Source organism: Hyphomonas sp., from assembly GCF_041398465.1.
GTDB lineage: Bacteria > Pseudomonadota > Alphaproteobacteria > Caulobacterales > Hyphomonadaceae > Hyphomonas.
In genome coordinates, this window is record NZ_JAWKUS010000002.1 from 88,836 (window position 1) to 105,154 (window position 16,319).

The window sequence follows — 16,319 nt, forward strand, 5'->3', positions numbered from 1 at the left end:
CATGCTCGACTTCACTGCCATGACCCTGGCGATCGGGCCGGAACTCTGGCTCGCAGCCACAGGCCTGCTGGGCGTGCTGCTTGGCGCGCTGCTCAAGGACAATTTCAACGGCATATCGTTCAAGTTTGGCGCGCTGGTCCTGTTCGTTGCGGCCGCTATTGCAGCCATGACCTATCAGGGCGGCGAGGCGTTCAACGGCCTCGTGGAAACCAACACCTTCGTCAATTTCGCCAAGATCGTTTCGTTTGTCGTCGGCGGCCTCGCGCTGGTCATGTCCGAAGGCTTCATGAAGCGTCATGAGACGGCGCGTTATGAATATGCGCTGCTGACGATCTTCGCCTCGCTCGGCATGGGCATCATCCTGTCCGCGTCGAACCTGATGACGCTCTATATGGGCATCGAGACACTGAGCCTGTCGTCCTACGTGCTGGCCGCGTTCCACCGCGACTCCGCGCGCTCCTCGGAAGCCGGCCTGAAATACGTGATCCTCGGGTCGCTGGCCTCCGGCATGCTGCTTTACGGCGCCTCGCTGGTCTACGGTTTCTCCGGCACGACATTCTATGCAGGCATTGCCGCAGCGGATCCGTCCGTCGGCCTGATGTTCGGCATGGTGCTGATGATCGTCGGCCTGGCCTTCAAGGTCTCTGCCGCGCCGATGCACGTCTGGACACCGGACGTCTATGAAGGCGCGCCGACGCCGGTTGGCGCCTTCTTCGGTGCCGCGCCAAAAATGGCCGCCATGGTCGTGTTTGCAAACGTGATGTTCCAGGTCTTCGGCGATGCCATGGACCAGTGGCAGATGATCATCACGATCATCGCGGGACTCTCCATGCTGATCGGCGCTTTCGGCGGCCTGACGCAGACCAATATCAAGCGACTTCTCGGCTACTCCTCGATCGCAAACGTCGGCTACGCGCTGATGGCTGTCGCGGCTGGCAAAGAACTGGGCGCCGGCCCGCTGCTGACCTTCATGACGCTGTACGTTGTGACGTCGCTCGGTCTGTTTGCTGCTGTCCTGTCCATGCGCCGTCAGGGCGGCATGGTGGAAGGCATCTCCGAACTCGGCGGCCTGATGAGCAAGCGTCCGATGCTCGCGATCGCGCTCTCGATCCTGATCTGGTCGGTTGCCGGCCTGCCGCCATTTGGTGGGTTCCTTGGCAAATGGGTCGTGCTCGAAGCAGGCGTGAGTGCCGGGCTTTATCCGCTGGCGATTATCCTCGTACTCGCATCGGTCGTATCGCTTGGCTACTATCTGCGCCTGATCAAGATCATGTGGTTCGATGAGCCGACAGAGCGGTTCGAAGCCATTGATGGCTCGGTCACGCTGGTCGTGCTTGCATCGTCTCTGTTCGTGATCGTGTTCATGATCTTCTTCTTCCTGCTCAGCGGGTGGGCTGATCAGGCTGCGCTGGGGATCACGGCTTGATCCAGGCCTGGCCGGTCCATCGCTACGACACGATAGACAGCACCAACACTGAGGCCAGACGGCGGGCTCAGACTGGCGGTTTTGAGAACTGCTGGGTCCTCGCTGACGAACAGACCGCCGGCCGGGGCAGGCTGCAGCGCAGCTGGGCCTCGCCGAAGGGCAACATCTTCACGTCCGCGCTGTTCCGGGAACCGGGCGGCATCCAGGTCGCGTCCCGCATTCCGTTTGCCGCGGCGCTGGCGGTAAGTGACACGGCACTGGAGTATGCGCCGGGCGCGGATGTGCGCGTGAAATGGCCCAATGACGTACGTGTGAACAAAGCCAAACTTTCCGGCATCCTGATCGAAACCGGACAGGATGCGCAGGGGCTCTGGGTCATCGCGGGCATGGGCATAAACGTGGCGCAAGTGCCACCGGAGGCCGGGCAGGCGGCGGTCTGCCTGTCGGACCTCTCAGGTAATAAAGACCTTGATCATATTGAAGTATTTGGTTCTCTCACCCGTCACTTCATGACCCGGCTGTCGCAGGCACGGGAAAGCTTCGGCCCGGTCCGTACGGACTGGCTGAAGCGCGCTGAAGGGCTTGGCGCCATGGTGCGGGTGTCACCGGGGGGCGTGCCGGTAGAGGGCATCTTTGAAGACATGGCGGCGGATGGCGGCCTGATCCTCAGATTGCCGGATGGATCGCGACAGACCATAAGGGCCGGCGATGTACATCTAATTGGAGAGGTCTGACGCGAATGCTGCTCGCCATCGACGTTGGCAACACGAATACGGTCTTCGGTATCCATGACGGCAACACATGGGTGAACCAGTGGCGTAGCGCCACAGACCCGACCAAGACCGCGGATGACCACGCAGCCTGGCTGTGGCGTCTGGCGGACATGCACGGCGCGGATCTGAGCCTGATTGATGGCTGTGTGATCTCGACCGTTGTGCCGCAGGCCGTGTTCAATTTCCGGAACCTTGCCCGGCGCTATCTGAATGTGGAGCCGATGTTCATCGGCGATCCGGACCTGAAGACCGGTATGGAGATCCGTATCAAACGGCCGGAGCAGGTGGGTGCTGACCGGATCGTCAGTGCCCTTGGCGCGCACAAGCAATATCCCGGCAACCTGGTCGTCATCGACAGCGGTACAGCCACCACGTTTGACGTGGTCGCGGAAGACGGCGCGTTTGAGGGTGGCATCATTTCGCCGGGGATCAACCTGTCTGTGAAAGCGCTTCACGATGCGGCCGCCCAGCTGCCGCGCATTGCCATCCAGCGTCCGCCGCAAGTGATTGGACAGGACACGATCTCGGCCATGCAGTCCGGTGTGTTCTGGGGCTATATCGACCTCATCGACGGGCTCGTGAACCGGATCAAGGAAGAGTATGGCAAGCCGATGAGCGTCGTTGCCACGGGCGGCGTCGCCTCCCTTTTCGAAGGCGCAAGCGAGACCATCGACCATTATGACCAGGATCTTCTCATCCGTGGCCTCCTGGAAATCTACCGGCTGAACAAATAGGATCTCATGCCAGATACAGCCTCCTCCCGGGACGAACTCGTCTTCCTGCCGCTCGGCGGTTGCGGCGAAATCGGCATGAACCTCAATGCCTATGGGTTCGGTCCGCCTGAGGCGCGGCGCTGGATCCTGGCCGATCTGGGTGTGACCTTCGGCAGCGATGACACGCCCGGCGTGGATCTGATCTGTGCGGACCCGGACTATCTGATCGGCGAGCATATCGATGCCGTCTTCCTGACCCACGCGCATGAAGACCATATCGGCGCCGTCGGCCTGATCTATCCGCGTCTCGGCATAAAGGCGCCCATTTACGCGACGCCGTTCACAGCGGAACTCGTCCGCTCAAAGATGGAAGAGCGTGGGGTCGACACGGATGCCCTGAAGGTCATCTCGATGGGCGGTAAGGTTCAGGTCGGCCCGTTCGAAGTGACTTACGTGACGCTGACCCACTCGATTCCTGAGCCCAATGCACTGGCCATCCGCACGCCAGCAGGTGTCGTCCTCCATACCGGCGACTGGAAAATCGATCCGGATCCGCAAATCGGTTCGACCACGGATGTTGAGGGGCTCACCGCGCTCGGCGATGACGGTGTACTCGCCATGATTTGCGATTCCACCAATGTCTTCGAGGAAGGCGAGGCGGGATCTGAAGAGGCCGTCCGGCAGGGCCTCGTGGAGCTGATCGCGCAGCAGAAGACCGGTGCGGTCGCCGTTACGACCTTTGCGTCCAATGTCGCGCGGGTGAAGTCGATCATCGATGCAGCAACGCAAGCGGACCGCCATGTCTGCCTTGTTGGGCGCAGCATGCACAAGATCACGAACGCCGCGAAGGCGGTCGGCATCTTGCCGCCGAAACTGGAATTCGTTGAGGAAGGCGAAGCGGGTCATTTCCCGCCGGAACACATCCTTTATCTCTGCACTGGAAGCCAGGGCGAGCCGAGGGCGGCCCTGTCCCGCATTGCGCGCGGTGACCATCGCCACGTTATCTTGCGCGAAGGCGATACGGTCATTTTCTCGTCCCGTCAGATTCCGGGGAATGAGAAAGGGATCTTCGAGCTTCAGAACGGTCTGGCAGAGAAGGGCATCCGCGTGATCACGCCGCGCATGGTGCCGCAGAAGATCCACGTCTCCGGCCACCCGTGCCGTGACGAGCTGCGCCGCATGTATCAATGGGTGCGTCCGCGGATTTCCGTGCCTGTCCATGGCGAGCGCCGGCACATCATGGAGCACGCCGCCTATGCGCGCTCCCTTCAGGTGCCGGAGGCGATCACGCCGCGCAATGGCAGCCTCATCCGGCTTGCGCCGGGGCCAGCCGAAATCATCGATGAAGTCCCGAACGGCCGCCTGTTCCTGGATGGCAACCAGCTTGTGCCGGAGGGTGCGCAGGGCATTCAGGAGCGCCGGAAACTGTCGTGGAATGGAGTGGTTTTCGCCAGCGTTTCACTCGATGGCCACGGCAATATCATGGATGGGCCGGTCGTGGTCGTGAAGGGATTTTCCGAACCGGACGGGCGGCTCGCAGACGAGAGCCTTGAAAGTCTGGAAGAGGCGGCCGACATTGCTGTCAGCAATATGAAACGCAAGGACCGCTTCAATGATGATGCGGTCGAGCGGGCCATCGGCCGCGCGCTTCGAAAGGCCGCAGAGACAGCCTGGGGCATGCGCCCGATGATCGAAGTCGTTGTTTTGAGGACCTGAGTATCATGAGTGAATTCAAGATCGGACCGTTGAACCATGTCGGCGTGGCCGTGCCGGACCTGGCAGAAGCCTGCGAAACCTACCGCACGCTCTACGGCGCGACGGACATCACCACGCCTTTCGACATGCCGGAACAGGGCGTGAAAGTCTGCTTCGTGAACCTGCCGAACAGCCAGATTGAGCTGATCGAGCCGCTGAACGAAGAGTCCCCGATCCACAACTTCATCCAGAAGAACCCGAAAGGCGGACAGCACCATGTCTGCTTCGAAGTGGACGATATCAACGAGGCCGTTGAGGAGATGGGCAAGCGCGGTGCGACCGTTCTTGGCAAGCCCCGCATCGGTGCGCACGGCACGATGATCGTCTTCGTGCACCCGAAAAACTCAAACGGCGTCCTGATCGAACTGATGGAAAGCCCGAAAGGCGCTCACTGATGCAGTTCATGAGCGGGCTGGTCGTATTCACGATCGCCTGGTGGGTCGCTTTTTTCGCGCTTCTTCCCATTGGTGTTCAGAGCCAGTGGGAAGATGGCTCGACCGTTGAAGGTACGGAAGAAGCTGCGCCCAAGGATCACATGATCGGCAAGAAGGCCCTCTGGGCGTCAGGCGTTGCCTGCGTGATTACGGCGATTGCCGCCGTGGTCGTGCCACGCCTGCTTGCGCAATAGGCGCCGCTGCGGCTAGGTGAGCCGCGTTTTACAACAAGTCCCCGGGGATTCGATGCGGCTTTCCAGATACTTCCTGCCCGTTTCCAAGGAAGCGCCGGCAGATGCGGCCATTGTTTCGCACAAGCTGATGCTGCGCACCGGCATGGTGCGCCAGAACGGGGCGGGCATCTACACCTGGCTGCCGCTCGGCTATCGCGTCCTGAAGAAGATCGAACAGATCGTGCGCGAAGAGATGGACCGCGCCGGGGCTATCGAACTCCTGATGCCGACGCTGCAGCAGGCGGACCTCTGGCGGGAATCCGGCCGTTTTGACGATTACGGCAAGGAGATGCTCCGCATCAAGGACCGGCACGATCGTGACATGCTCTATGGCCCGACCAATGAAGAGCTGATCACCGATGTGTTCCGTTCCTATGTGAAAAGCTACAAGCAGCTGCCGCTGAACCTTTATCACCAGCAGTGGAAATTCCGCGACGAAGTCCGCCCGCGTTTCGGCGTCATGCGTGGCCGCGAATTCCTGATGAAGGATGCTTATTCCTTCGATCTGACGGAAGAAGGCGCCCGCGTCGCTTACTACAAGATGTTCTGCGCTTATCTGAACGCGTTCAGCCGTATGGGCCTGACCGCCGTCCCGATGCGCGCTGATACAGGCCCGATTGGCGGCGAGCTGAGCCACGAATTCATCATCCTTGCCGATACGGGCGAAAGCGCGGTCTTCTGTGACAAGACGCTGCTGGATATGGAACCGCCGGGCCTGGACCTCGATTTCGACAGCGACCTGACCGGCGAAGTCGAGAAGCGCACGCAATACTACGCTGCCACCGAAGAGATGCACGACGAAGCCGCCTTCGCCGCTATCCCGGAAGATCGTCAGGTCTCCGCGCGCGGCATTGAAGTCGGTCACATCTTCAATTTCGGCACCAAGTATTCGAAGCCGATGAACGCGGTGGTTCAGGGGCCGGATGGCCAGATGGTGCCGGTCCAGATGGGCAGCTATGGCATCGGCGTCTCGCGCCTCGTCGGCGGCATCATCGAAGCCTGCCATGACGACAATGGCATCGTGTGGCCGGATGCTGTGGCACCGTTCCATGTCGGCCTGATCAACATGCGCGTCGGCGACGACGGCTGCGACAAGGCCTGCGGTGAGCTCTACGAACAGCTCGAGGCGGCAGGCATCGACACGCTTTACGACGACACTGACGACCGGGCCGGTGCGAAGTTCGCCCGCATGGACCTGATCGGTCTGCCGTGGCAACTGGTGATCGGACCCAAAGGCCTTGAAAAGGGCATAGTTGAAGTCAAGAACCGCAAGACCGGCGAGAAGGCGGAGCTGCCTTTTGCTGAAGTCGTTGCAAAGGTTACGCCCGCATGAGTCAGGCCGCTGCGCCATTCGGACGTCTCGAACGGACCCTGGCCTGGCGGTACCTGCGCGCCAAGCGCGAGCATGGCGGTGCGAGCCTGATCTCGATCATCTCCTTCGTCGGCATTTTCTTCGCTGTCGCTGCGCTGATCATCACCATGTCGATCATGAGCGGCTTCCGCGCGACGTTGCTGGATGCACTGCTGGGCGGCCAGCCGCATGTCTATGCGGTCGTCAATCAGTACACAGAGGCTGAAGCCGAAGCGCTGGCCGACACGATCCGCGAGATCCCGGGGATCACCAGCGCCTCGCCCTATATTGAGGAGTATGTCCTCGTTACGGCCAATGGCCGCAAGACCGGCGCCGTCGTCCGCGCAATGCGAAACGAGGACCTGTCGACCCTTCCATTCCTGAAGGACCATGGACAAGCAGCCATCGATGCAGGGTTCGGCGTCGGCCGTAATGGCGGCAACACGATCATGATGGGCACGTTCCTGGCCGCGGGCCGGGAGGGGCTGGGTGTCATCCCCGGTGACAAGGTCGAGATCATTACCACCGGTACCAATGCCAGCGTCATGGGCGCGACGCCACGATCCAAGGCCTATACGGTTGGCGAGATCTTCTCGACCGGCAGTGTCGAACTCGACATGGCCTACATCTTCATGCCGATGGATCAGGCGCAGATCCTGTTCCAGTCCAAGGACCACTACCAGATGCTCGACATCCGGTTGAAGGACCCGGACAGGACGATGGAGGCGATGCAGGCCATTGCGCTCGCGACTGGAAATGCGGTGCGGATGTATGACTGGAAGTCCCAGCGCGCCGCCTACCTGAACGCCCTGAAAGTGGAGCGGACCATGGTGCGCCTGCTGGTCATGGTGATCATGGGCATTGCCACGCTGAACATCATCGTCGGCGTCGTGATGCTGGTGAAGAACAAGACTCGCGACATCGCCATCCTGCGCACCATCGGCCTTGGACGGGGCGGGGTGCTGCGCGTGTTCCTGATGGTGGGCACCGTGCTCGGCACGCTGGGCGCCATGCTCGGCATGACGGTTGGTGTCCTGTTCATCCTGAACATCGGCGCCATCGAAGCCTTCATCAACCTGTTCATGGACGGCGGCAAAGTATTCGACGCGGAGACCTATGGCCTCGCGCACCTGCCAGCGATCCTCGACTGGGGCGACGTATTCAGCACGGGCCTCTATGCCCTCGGCATGTCGGCTGGCGTGTCCCTTATTCCGGCATGGTGGGCCTCCCGCCAGGATCCGGTCAGCGCGCTGAGGTTCGAGTGATGGCGGCCCCCGTGCTCGAACTCTCCGGCATCAACCGCGCCTACAAGACGGCAGCAGGTGAGCTGAACGTGCTGTCCGGCGCGGAGCTGAAGCTGCAAGCTGGCGAACTCGTCGGCCTGATCGGCCCGTCAGGCTCCGGCAAGTCGACCCTGCTGCACACGGCGGGCCTGCTGGAACGTCCTGAGGCAGGCACGGTCCTGCTGGACGGCGTCGACTGCCTGAGGCTGGATGACAAGGCGCGCACGGCGCTGCGCCGCTCCAAGATCGGTTTCGTCTACCAGTTCCACCACTTGCTGCCGGAGTTCAACGCGGCCGACAATGTCGCCATGCCGCTGATGATCGCGGGCGTTGCCCGCAAGGAGGCCCGCGCCAAGGCGGCCGAATTGCTGGCCGAGATGGGACTGGACCACCGGGCCCATCACCAGCCGGCGCAGATGTCCGGCGGAGAGCAGCAGCGCGTCGCCATCGCCCGCGCCCTCGCCAACACGCCGCGCCTCGTCATTGCCGACGAGCCGACCGGCAATCTCGACCCGGCCACCACCGAGCGTGTCTTCGCCACCTTCATCAAGATGGCTCGGGAAGAGGGCGCCGCCGTGCTGGTGGCGACTCACAACCATGCGCTGACGGCCCATATGGACCGCGTTCTGACGCTGGAAGACGGAAAACTGGTTCCCTACGAACCGGAATAAGCTGTGAATCCCGGGCATTGCGGTCTGGTCTGGCACGGCCGGGCCCGTCAGTTTAACCTGTCCGCAGGAGAATAAGCCTTGTCCGAGTCGCCCTTCATCCATCTGGCCATCCGTTCCAGCTATTCGCTGCTGGAGAGCATGATTTCGCCGAAGGACGTGAAAGCCTGGTGCGAGGAGCATCTTGTGCCGGCTGTGGCGATCACCGACCGGAACAATCTGTTCGGCGCGCTTGAAATCTCGCTGACCCTTTCAGGCGCCGGTATCCAGCCGGTCATGGCCTGCTGCTTCGATGTTGTGGAGGATGTGCCGCGGGCAGAACCTTCGCGCCTGTCGCTCTACGCCCAGAACGAGACCGGCTATCGCCGTCTGATGTACCTGTCGTCGCGCGCCTATCTGGACGCGGCGGACGGCGTGCCGAAGCTTTCCCGCTCGCTGGTCATGGAACAGACCGAAGGCCTCATCGTGCTGACCGGCGGGGCTGAGGGCGAGGTGGCCAGGCACCTGCTCAAAGGCCGGGTCGCAGATGCACGGACGGAGTTGTCGACGCTCGCCAATGCCTATCCGGGGCGTTGCTATGTCGAGATCACGCGCCACGGCACGCCGGAGGAGCGCGCAGTCGAGCAGGACCTGATCGACCTTGCCTACGAGCTGGAGCTGCCGCTTGTCGCCACGCACGATGCCCGCTTCCTGAAGCCGGAAGATGCGCAGGCGCATGACGCCATGATGTGCATTTCCAATGGCGAATATCTCGGCCAGCCGGACCGCAAACAGGTTAGCGGGCAGCAATACCTGAAGTCGCCGTCGGAAATGCGGCTGCTGTTCGCAGACCTGCCGGAAGCCATCGAGAATACGGTCGAGATTGCACGACGTTGCTCGGTCAAAGCCGAAACTCACAAGCCGATCCTGCCGAGCTTCTCGAATGAAGGCCGGTCCGAGGCCGAAGAGCTGCGCAAGCAGGCGCTGGAAGGGCTCGAATTCCGCCTCAAGGAGGCTGACCAGCTCTATGCTGACCGGGAGACCTATTTCGAGCGGCTGGATTATGAGCTGGGCATCATCGAACGGATGGGGTTCCCGGGCTACTTCCTGATCGTTTCGGACTTTATCAAATGGGCCAAGGAGCATGGCATTCCGGTTGGTCCGGGCCGGGGCTCGGGTGCCGGGTCGGTTGTCGCCTGGGTGCTGCTGATCACAGACCTTGATCCGCTGCGCTTTGATCTCCTGTTCGAACGCTTCCTGAACCCGGAACGCGTTTCGATGCCGGACTTCGACGTCGACTTCTGTCAGGAGCGCCGCGGCGAGGTCATCCGCTATGTGCGCGACAAATATGGCGCAGACTCCGTGGCCATGATCATCACCTTCGGTACGCTGCAGGCGAAAGCTGTGGTGCGGGACGTCGGCCGCGTCATGCAGATGCCTTATGGCCAGGTCGACCGCCTCGCCAAGCTGATCCCGTTCAACCCGGCCAACCCGCCGAAGCTTCAGGAAGCAATCGACGACGAGCCGAAATTCTATGAGGAAATGGATGCCGACGAGCGCGTTGGTGAACTCCTCAAGATCGCATTGAAGCTGGAAGGGAAATACCGGAACGCCGGAACGCACGCCGCTGGTGTCGTTATCGGCGACCGGCCGCTTGTGGAACTGGTGCCGCTTTACAACGATCCGCGGGCGGATCTTCCGGCGACCCAGTTCAACATGAAATATGCCGAACAGGCAGGCCTCGTGAAGTTCGACTTCCTTGGCTTGAAAACCCTGACGGTGATCGACCGGGCACTGAAATTCATCCGGCGCGACGGCAAGGACGTCGGTCCGGAGTGGAAGAGCCTGGACGATCAAGCGACATACGACATGATGGGTGGTGGCGACACGCTGGGCGTCTTCCAGCTGGAAGGCGCAGGGATGCGCGACACACTGAAGAAAGTGCGTCCGCACAGCCTCGAAGACGTGATCGCCATCATCTCGCTCTATCGCCCGGGCCCGATGGAGAACATCCCGCTCTATATCGAGGGCAAGGAAAACCCCGAAGGCGTCCAGTATGCCCACCCGGACCTGAAGCCTGTGCTGGAGGCCACCTATGGCGTTCCGGTCTATCAGGAACAGGTCATGCGGATGGCACAGGAGATCGCCGGCTATTCGCTCGGCGACGCTGACCTGCTGCGCCGCGCCATGGGTAAGAAAAAGCTGGAAGAGATGATCGCCCAGCGCCAGCGCTTCGTCGAAGGCGCTGAGAAGAACAAGGGCATGGAAGCTCCGCTCGCCAACGAGATCTTCGACACGATGGAGAAGTTCGCGGGCTACGGCTTCAACAAGTCCCACGCGGCGGCCTACGCCCTGATCGGCTATCACACGGGCTATCTGAAACGCCATTTCACGGTGGAATTCCTCGCGGCCTCGATGAGCCTCGATCTTGGCAACACCGACAAGCTCGCCGCCTTCTTCCAGGAAGCAAAGCGCCTGAAGATCCCGGTGATCCCGCCCGACGTGAATTCCTCGACAGCCGATTTCGATGTGCGGGATGGTTCGATCGTCTATGCACTCGGCGCGCTGAAAGGTGTCGGCCTGGAGGCCATGAAACATGTTGTGGCGATCCGGGAGCAGGACGGACCGTTCAAGGACATCTACGACTTCGCCGAACGGGTCGATCCGAAGCACGTGAACAAGAAAGCGTTCGAATCGCTCGCCAAGGCCGGGGCGTTCGACTGTTTCGACAAGAACCGGGCGCGCGTGCTCGCCGGGGCGCCGATGCTGGCCCAGATGGCTGCAAGCGCCGCAGAAGACCGGATGGGCGGGCAGGGCGGCCTGTTTGGCGATGCCGAGCCGGCGCTGCGGCCCGCGATGCCGACCGCCAAGGCATGGAATGGCCAGCAGAAGCTGGACGAGGAGTTCCGCTCCATCGGGTTCTATTTCTCCGGCCACCCGTTGGACGATGTCCTCTCAGGCCTGGACCGGGAGCGTGTGACGCTGGCGATGGAGATCGAGGAACGGGCGGCGGACGGAAAGCCTATCGAAATGATCGGTATCGTGCGCCTGCGCTCCGACAAGCCCGCCCGGAACGGTGGCAAGTTCGCCTTCCTCACCCTGTCGGACCCGACGGGCGAGGTGGAGATGATGGTCTTCCCGGAAACCCTGTCCCAGAACTACGACTTGCTGCAGGTCGGCAACGCGGTCGCGGTGACGGTCGGGGTGAAGCGGAACGGGGAAGAGATCCGCCTGAACGCCGAACGGGTCCTGCCGCTGGAATCGGCCCGCCTCAGCCGGAGTATGGGAGCACTGAAAGTGCGTCTTGCCGTCGGGGCCAACCCGGCAGAAATCGCGGGCGTGGTCGGCCACCTCGCCAAGCTGCCGGATGCCGAGCGCGGCGATATCCTGGTCGAGGTGCCGCTGGAGGACGGCCGGCTGGTCATCCTGAAATTGCCGTCGACCTACACGATCAGCCTGAAAGCGCAGAGGGCATTGAAGGATGTGCCGGGCGTGGAGCGTGTGGAGCCCCTGAAGGCGGCCTGATGGTCCGTTCTGGTCATGGCAGATCATGCCGGGGCAGGCCATGATCACGGCATAGTCCGGTATGGTCATGAAATGGTCACCGGAAGTCCTGCCAAAACAGGCCTCAGGCCGCTTGCCCGGCAGGGGAATATCTGTATAAGCCGCCTCATCTAAAACCAGTTCACGGGTGCATCCGGTGCTGCGGGCCATGGTGGTCCAAAGTTCCACCTGTGACGGCCAACCGGATGGAGACAATCGATGGCCCTACCTGACTTCACCATGCGTCAGCTGCTCGAAGCTGGCGTTCACTTCGGTCACCAAACCCACCGCTGGAACCCGCGTATGAAGCCGTACATCTACGGCGACCGCTCCGGCATTCACATCATGGACCTTTCCAAGACTGTGCCGGCTCTGCACCAGGCACTGCTGTTCGTGCGTGATACGGTCTCCAAAGGCGGCCGCGTTCTGTTCGTCGGCACCAAGCGCCAGGCCCAGGAGCCGGTCGCTGAAGCCGCGCAGCGCTGCGCCCAGTACTACATGAACCACCGCTGGCTCGGCGGCACGCTGACCAACTGGTCCACCGTGTCCAACTCGATCAAGCAGCTGCGCGAACTGAACGCGATGTTTGAATCGGGCTCCGGCTCGGGCCTGACCAAGAAAGAGCTGCTCGATCTGGAGCGCCGCCGTGAGAAACTCCAGAAATCTCTGGGCGGTATCGCTGACATGGGCGGCCTGCCGTCGGCCATGATCGTGATCGACACCAACAAGGAAGCCATTGCCGTTCAGGAAGCCCGCAAGCTGGGTATCCCGGTTGTGGCCGTCCTGGACACGAACTGCGACCCGGCAGACGCCGATTACGGCTTCCCGGGCAATGACGACGCTGCACGCGCCATCTCGCTCTACTGCAACCTGTTCGCCGATGCCGTCCTCGACGGTCTCGCAGAATCCTCTGCCGGTCTCGGCGTGGATCTCGGCGAGCTGGAAGATGTTGCAGGTGTCGTAGATGCTGATGTTGCTGCAGCAGACCAAACGGCTGACGAAGCTGGCGCATAAGCCGCGCCGGTACAATCGAGACTGAGGGAATACAGCTATGGCTGAGATTACAGCTGCGCTTGTGAAGGCGCTCCGTGAAAAAACGGGCGCTGGCATGATGGACGCCAAGAAGGCGCTTGTCGAAAACAATGGTGACGAAGCCGCAGCCACCGATTGGCTGCGTGCGAAGGGCCTGTCCAAGGCTGCCAAGAAGTCCGGCCGTACGGCCGCTGACGGCCTGGTCGCTGTTCAGGTTTCCGAAGACGGCAAGGCCGGCGCCATCGTCGAGCTGAACGCCGAAACGGACTTCGTTGCCCGCAACGAAAAGTTCCAGTCCGCTCTGGCCGGTATCACCAAGGCTGCCCTGGGCACCGACGGTTCCGTCGAAGCTCTCGCGGCTGCACCGTCGCCAGATGGCGAAGGTTCGGTCGATGACCTGATCAAGCGCCTGATCGCCACGATCGGTGAGAACATGACTCTGCGCCGCTCCGCCAAAATCACGGCAGGCGGCAAAGTCGCTTCCTACATCCACAACGCCGAAGCTGCCGGCATGGGCAAAGTGGGCGTTCTGGTTGCTCTGGATGGTTCCGGTGACCTGGACGAGATCGGCCGCAAGGTGGCGATGCACATCGCCGCAACCTCACCGGCCGCTGCAACGACGGATGAGCTGGACCCGGCGATCGTCGAAGCCGAGAAGCGCGTCCTGACCGAGCAGGCTCGTGAGAGCGGCAAGCCGGATAACGTCATCGAGAAGATGATCGTTGGCCGCATGCAGAAGTTCTACAAGGAAGTCGTGCTGGTCGAGCAGCCGTTCGTCATGAACCCCGACCAAACGGTTGGCGAGTTCCTGAAAGGTGAAGGCGCGACGCTGAAAGGCTTCGTTCACTTCAAGCTCGGTGAAGGTATCGAGAAGGAAGAGGATAACTTCGCAGACGAAGTCGCTTCCATGACAAAAGGCGCCTGATCAGGCTTGCCTTTCCGCCCGCAAGGGGCTTTGAACATCCCGGTCGCCCATGACAGGCGGCCGGGAATCTTTTAGGAGGCCGTAAGGTCTTCAGCGAAGGGAAAAAATACGATGCCGAGCGGGGATCCTGAGACAAGCGAACTCAAGTACAAACGCGTACTACTCAAGCTGTCAGGGGAAGCCCTCATGGGCCCCGGCCAGTTCGGAATCGACATCCCGACCTGCGAAAAATTTGCCAAAGCTATCAAGGATGCCCGCGAAGCCGGCGCAGAGATCTGCCTGGTCATCGGTGGTGGTAATATCTTCCGCGGTGTTGCTGGGGCAGCTAAGGGCATGGAACGCGCCCAGGCGGACTCCATGGGCATGCTGGCGACCGTCATGAATGCCCTCGCCATGCAGAGCGTGCTGGAAAACATGGACGTGCCAACCCGCGTTCTGTCGGCCATCCACATGGAAGCGATCTGCGAGCCGTATATCCGCCGCCGCGCCCAGCGCCACATGGAGAAGGGCCGGATCGTCATTTTTGCAGCGGGCATCGGTAATCCGTTCTTCACCACCGATACAGGCGCCGCCTTGCGCGCCATCGAAATGAATTGCGACGCGCTGCTGAAAGGCACGCAAGTGGACGGCGTCTACACGGCCGATCCGAAGCTGGATGCTTCAGCGACACGCTATGATGATGTGTCCTACCAGGAGTTGCTGGTGAAGGATCTGCGTGTCATGGATTCTTCAGCTGTCAGCCTGATGCGTGACAACAACATCCCGATCGTGGTGTTCTCGCTGAAGGAAGAGGGATCGCTTCTGAAAGTGCTGCACGGACAGGGCACCTCGACAACTATTACGAACAAGGGAGCGTCTTCCAAATGAGCTACGACAAGAAAGATCTTGAGCGCCGGATGGAAGGTGCGCTGACATCGCTCGCGACGGAATTCGGCGGTCTGCGTACGGGCCGGGCGTCGGTGAACCTGCTCGATTCGGTGATGGTACCAGCCTATGGTTCGACCGTGCCACTGAACCAGGTTGCGTCGGTGACCGTTACCGACACACGGATGCTGTCGGTAAATGTCTGGGACAAAACCGTGGTTGGCGCTGCAGATCGTGCAATCCGTGACTCCGGTCTCGGCTTGAACCCGGTTGTCGATGGTCAGAACCTTCGCCTGCCGATTCCGCCGCTCAATGAGGAGCGCCGCAAGGAGCTGCAGAAGGTTGCCGGCAAGTATGCTGAATCTGCGCGCATCGCGATCCGCAACATCCGCCGGGACGGCATGGACAGCCTGAAGGCGATGGAAAAAGATGGCGAGATCAGCGAAGACCGCCATCACGCCCTTTCCGATGAAGTCCAGAAGCTTACAGACACCTACGTTGCGAAAGTTGACGAGGCGCTGAAGGCCAAAGAAGCGGAGATCATGCAGGTCTGATGTCCCGCGAACCCGCCCCTGCTACAGAGGGCGCCGGGGCACAGGGGCTGCCGGGGCCGCAGCACGTTGCCATCATCATGGATGGCAATGGACGCTGGGCGAAAGCCCGGGGATTGCCGCGAGCAGCAGGGCATGAGCGTGGGGTGGAAGCCTTGCGCCGGACTGTGGAGGCGGCTCCGGAGCTCGGTATCCGCTACCTCACCGTGTTTTCATTCTCGACCGAAAACTGGCGCCGGCCAGCGGCAGAAGTCAGTGCGTTGTTTGGCCTGCTGAAGGCGTATGTTCAGCGTGACCTTGGCCGTTTGAAGCGGGAAGGTGTGCGGATCCGTGTCCTGGGGCGCCGGGCGGGCTTGCCGGCCGATATCGCGGAGCTTGTCGATAAGGCCGAACGCGAAACTGCAGCGAATTCGGACTTCTATCTCAACATCGCTTTTAACTACGGCGGCAGGGAAGAGATCCTGCGGGCAACGCGGAAGCTGGCCGATGCTATCGAGCGTGGTGAAGTGAAGTCAGACGCTGTCGATGAAGCGACTTTCGAAAAGTTTCTCGATACGGACGGTATTCCCGATCCGGACCTGCTGATCCGGACTAGTGGGGAATATCGCCTTTCAAATTTCCTGCTGTGGCAGGCGGCCTATGCCGAGCTGATCTTCACCGATGTGCTTTGGCCGGATTTCGACAAATCCTCTCTGGAGCAGGCCATCCTGGATTTCAGGAACCGGGAACGCCGGTTTGGCGCTGTGACGTCGGAGCCGCGCTGATGGGTGACTGGACGCCCCGGGAGCT

The 16,319-nt window shown here is 61.4% G+C and carries 15 protein-coding genes; all 15 read left to right on the top strand.

The window, feature by feature from the left end; translation table 11 throughout:
- The first annotated feature begins 1 nt into the window (after nucleotide 1).
- The 15 genes from nuoN (at nucleotide 2) to R3C98_RS07145 (ending at nucleotide 16,294) form a co-directional block, all read left to right on the top strand.
- The gene (nuoN, locus tag R3C98_RS07075) at nucleotides 2-1,426 is read left to right on the top strand and encodes an NADH-quinone oxidoreductase subunit NuoN (protein WP_371313418.1); all 1,425 of its coding nucleotides are present in this window, start codon (nucleotides 2-4) and stop codon (nucleotides 1,424-1,426) included.
- On the top strand, nucleotides 1,423-2,160 hold the full coding sequence (locus tag R3C98_RS07080) for a biotin--[acetyl-CoA-carboxylase] ligase (RefSeq protein ID WP_371313419.1): 738 nt from the start codon (nucleotides 1,423-1,425) through the stop codon (nucleotides 2,158-2,160). Before nuoN ends, R3C98_RS07080 begins: the two co-directional genes overlap by 4 nt.
- Before the next feature lie 5 nt (nucleotides 2,161-2,165).
- Nucleotides 2,166-2,933 carry a type III pantothenate kinase gene (locus tag R3C98_RS07085; RefSeq protein WP_371313420.1) on the top strand — a complete coding sequence of 256 codons (768 nt, stop codon included), beginning with the start codon at nucleotides 2,166-2,168 and terminating at the stop codon, nucleotides 2,931-2,933.
- Nucleotides 2,934-2,939: 6 nt separating this feature from the next.
- Nucleotides 2,940-4,628, top strand: a complete 1,689-nt coding sequence (locus R3C98_RS07090; RefSeq protein WP_371313421.1) for a ribonuclease J — start codon at nucleotides 2,940-2,942, stop codon at nucleotides 4,626-4,628.
- A 5-nt stretch (nucleotides 4,629-4,633) separates the two neighbouring features.
- Nucleotides 4,634-5,062 carry a methylmalonyl-CoA epimerase gene (gene mce / locus R3C98_RS07095; RefSeq protein ID WP_371313422.1) on the top strand — a complete coding sequence of 143 codons (429 nt, stop codon included), beginning with the start codon at nucleotides 4,634-4,636 and terminating at the stop codon, nucleotides 5,060-5,062.
- The gene (locus R3C98_RS07100) at nucleotides 5,062-5,295 is read left to right on the top strand and encodes a DUF1467 family protein (RefSeq protein WP_371313423.1); all 234 of its coding nucleotides are present in this window, start codon (nucleotides 5,062-5,064) and stop codon (nucleotides 5,293-5,295) included. Before mce ends, R3C98_RS07100 begins: the two co-directional genes overlap by 1 nt.
- Nucleotides 5,296-5,347: 52 nt before the next feature.
- Nucleotides 5,348-6,667, top strand: coding sequence for a proline--tRNA ligase (gene proS / locus R3C98_RS07105; protein WP_371313424.1), 1,320 nt, complete (start codon nucleotides 5,348-5,350; stop codon nucleotides 6,665-6,667).
- Nucleotides 6,664-7,950 (top strand): ABC transporter permease, encoded by a 1,287-nt coding sequence (locus R3C98_RS07110; protein WP_371313425.1) that lies wholly within the window; start codon nucleotides 6,664-6,666, stop codon nucleotides 7,948-7,950. Before proS ends, R3C98_RS07110 begins: the two co-directional genes overlap by 4 nt.
- Nucleotides 7,950-8,639, top strand: a complete 690-nt coding sequence (locus R3C98_RS07115; protein WP_371314014.1) for an ABC transporter ATP-binding protein — start codon at nucleotides 7,950-7,952, stop codon at nucleotides 8,637-8,639. The genes R3C98_RS07110 and R3C98_RS07115 overlap by 1 nt, the downstream gene beginning before the upstream one ends.
- A 78-nt stretch (nucleotides 8,640-8,717) precedes the next feature.
- Nucleotides 8,718-12,140 carry a DNA polymerase III subunit alpha gene (gene dnaE, locus R3C98_RS07120; protein ID WP_371313426.1) on the top strand — a complete coding sequence of 1,141 codons (3,423 nt, stop codon included), beginning with the start codon at nucleotides 8,718-8,720 and terminating at the stop codon, nucleotides 12,138-12,140.
- Between the two features lie 237 nt (nucleotides 12,141-12,377).
- Entirely contained in the window at nucleotides 12,378-13,172 is a 795-nt protein-coding gene (rpsB, locus tag R3C98_RS07125; protein ID WP_371313427.1) for a 30S ribosomal protein S2, read from the top strand.
- Nucleotides 13,173-13,209: 37 nt separating this feature from the next.
- A complete protein-coding gene (tsf, locus tag R3C98_RS07130) occupies nucleotides 13,210-14,115 on the top strand; it encodes a translation elongation factor Ts (RefSeq protein ID WP_371313428.1) in 906 nt (301 codons plus the stop codon).
- A gap of 111 nt (nucleotides 14,116-14,226) precedes the next feature.
- The gene (gene pyrH, locus R3C98_RS07135) at nucleotides 14,227-14,982 is read left to right on the top strand and encodes a UMP kinase (protein ID WP_371313429.1); all 756 of its coding nucleotides are present in this window, start codon (nucleotides 14,227-14,229) and stop codon (nucleotides 14,980-14,982) included.
- Entirely contained in the window at nucleotides 14,979-15,533 is a 555-nt protein-coding gene (gene frr / locus R3C98_RS07140) for a ribosome recycling factor (RefSeq protein ID WP_371313430.1), read from the top strand. Before pyrH ends, frr begins: the two co-directional genes overlap by 4 nt.
- Entirely contained in the window at nucleotides 15,533-16,294 is a 762-nt protein-coding gene (locus R3C98_RS07145) for an isoprenyl transferase (RefSeq protein WP_371313431.1), read from the top strand. Before frr ends, R3C98_RS07145 begins: the two co-directional genes overlap by 1 nt.
- Nucleotides 16,295-16,319: the final 25 nt, after the last annotated feature.

Bases quoted from the DNA above. Each gene is read 5' to 3' on its own strand.
- R3C98_RS07145 (WP_371313431.1), top strand. From the start codon at position 15,533: ATGTCCCGCGAACCCGCCCCTGCTACAGAGGGCGCCGGGGCACAGGGG.
- R3C98_RS07085 (WP_371313420.1), top strand. From the start codon at position 2,166: ATGCTGCTCGCCATCGACGTTGGCAACACGAATACGGTCTTCGGTATC.
- frr (WP_371313430.1), top strand. From the start codon at position 14,979: ATGAGCTACGACAAGAAAGATCTTGAGCGCCGGATGGAAGGTGCGCTG.
- R3C98_RS07115 (WP_371314014.1), top strand. From the start codon at position 7,950: ATGGCGGCCCCCGTGCTCGAACTCTCCGGCATCAACCGCGCCTACAAG.
- nuoN (WP_371313418.1), top strand. From the start codon at position 2: ATGCTCGACTTCACTGCCATGACCCTGGCGATCGGGCCGGAACTCTGG.
- mce (WP_371313422.1), top strand. From the start codon at position 4,634: ATGAGTGAATTCAAGATCGGACCGTTGAACCATGTCGGCGTGGCCGTG.
- R3C98_RS07100 (WP_371313423.1), top strand. From the start codon at position 5,062: ATGCAGTTCATGAGCGGGCTGGTCGTATTCACGATCGCCTGGTGGGTC.
- R3C98_RS07110 (WP_371313425.1), top strand. From the start codon at position 6,664: ATGAGTCAGGCCGCTGCGCCATTCGGACGTCTCGAACGGACCCTGGCC.
- rpsB (WP_371313427.1), top strand. From the start codon at position 12,378: ATGGCCCTACCTGACTTCACCATGCGTCAGCTGCTCGAAGCTGGCGTT.
- R3C98_RS07090 (WP_371313421.1), top strand. From the start codon at position 2,940: ATGCCAGATACAGCCTCCTCCCGGGACGAACTCGTCTTCCTGCCGCTC.
- proS (WP_371313424.1), top strand. From the start codon at position 5,348: ATGCGGCTTTCCAGATACTTCCTGCCCGTTTCCAAGGAAGCGCCGGCA.
- tsf (WP_371313428.1), top strand. From the start codon at position 13,210: ATGGCTGAGATTACAGCTGCGCTTGTGAAGGCGCTCCGTGAAAAAACG.
- pyrH (WP_371313429.1), top strand. From the start codon at position 14,227: ATGCCGAGCGGGGATCCTGAGACAAGCGAACTCAAGTACAAACGCGTA.